A 1,519-nucleotide genomic window follows, 5' to 3' on the forward strand; every position below is an offset into this window, starting at 1 on the left:
GATTCACCGCAGCCTTGCAGCAGGTCATCGACCGGCACGACATCTTCCGCACCTCCATCGTGTGGGAGGGGCTGCGGGAGCCGGTCCAGGTGGTGCGGCGCCACGCGGTCCTCCCGGTGACCGAATTGGCACTGGACCCGCACGGCGGCGAGCCGGCTGAACAGCTCCTGGAGCGCGTCGGCCTTTCGATGGACCTGAAGCAGGCACCGCTCATCCGGGTCCAGACGGCGGCCGCGCCGGGGAGCGACCAGTGGCTCGCACTGATCCGCGTACACCACATGGTGCAGGACCATACGGCGCTGGAGATCGTGTTCGGAGAGGTGGAGGCCTTCCTCTCCGGGCGCGGCGATACGCTGCCGGACCCGCTGCCGTTCCGCGACTTCGTGGCGCAGGCCCGGGGCGGGGCGGCACGTGCCGAGCACGAGCGGTACTTCGCCGGGCTGCTGGGTGATGTGACCGAGCCGACGGCGCCCTTCGATGTCGTCGACGTACGCAGTACGGGCGCGAACTCGGTCCACGAAGGCGTGCCGTTGGGGGCAGAGTTGACCGCCCGACTGCGCCAGGCGTCGATAGGGCTCGGGGCGAGCACTGCAACCGTGCTGCATGTGGCCTGGGCGCGCGTACTAGCGGTGCTCAGCGGCCGCGACGACATCGTCTTCGGCACCGTGCTGTTCGGACGGATGAACGCGGGTGCCGGTTCGGATCGGGTGCCGGGCCCCTTCATCAACACCCTTCCCGTACGGGTGCGCACCCACGACATGGGCGTCACGACGGCGGTATCCGCGATGCGCGGTCAGCTGGCGGATCTGCTGGAGCATGAACATGCGTCGCTGGCACTCGCACAGCAGGCCAGCGGAGTTCCCGCCGACACACCATTGTTCACCTCCTTCTTCAACTACCGGCACAACGCGAGCCGCCAAGACGATGACGAGCAGCGCAGTCACGGCAGGGAGGGAATCCGGCTGTTGCTTGCCCAGGAGCGGAGCAACTTCCCGCTCGGGGTCTCGGTTGACGACGACGGGCACAGCATCGATCTGTCCGTGGAGGCGGTCACACCGATTGATCCACAGGCCGTGGGACGACTGCTGCGCACGGCCGTCGGAAACCTCCTGTGCTCGCTAGAGGAGGGTTTGGACGCACCCCTGAGTGCGGTGGATGTGCTGGATGCGGCTGAGCGTGAGCTGGTGGTGTCGGGCTGGAACGACACGGTGGTTGAGGTTGCTGCGGTGACGGTGCCGGAGTTGTTCGCGGCGCATGTGGCGGCTTCGCCGGATGCGGTGGCGGTGGTCTTCGATGGTGTGGAGGTTTCCTACGGGGAGCTGGACGCACGGGCGAATCGTCTCGCGCATGCCCTGATTGCTCAGGGGGTGGGTGCGGAGTCGGTGGTGGGTTTGTGTCTGCCGCGCGGTGTCGACATGGTCGCCTCCATCCTGGCGGTGTGGAAGGCCGGTGGTGCGTATGTGCCGCTGGATCCTGAGTTGCCGGTGGAGCGGCTGGCGTTCATGGTGGCGGACAGTGG

1 protein-coding gene is annotated in these 1,519 nt (G+C 67.6%); it reads left to right on the forward strand.

Annotation, left to right across the window (positions count from 1 at the left end; all coding sequences use genetic code 11):
- A partial coding sequence (locus tag ABZY31_RS31210) for a condensation domain-containing protein (protein ID WP_356417057.1) occupies positions 1-1,519 on the forward strand: 1,519 nt, incomplete at both ends.

The organism is Streptomyces sp. NPDC006529 (genome assembly GCF_040611795.1).
In the GTDB taxonomy this organism is placed as follows: domain Bacteria; phylum Actinomycetota; class Actinomycetes; order Streptomycetales; family Streptomycetaceae; genus Streptomyces.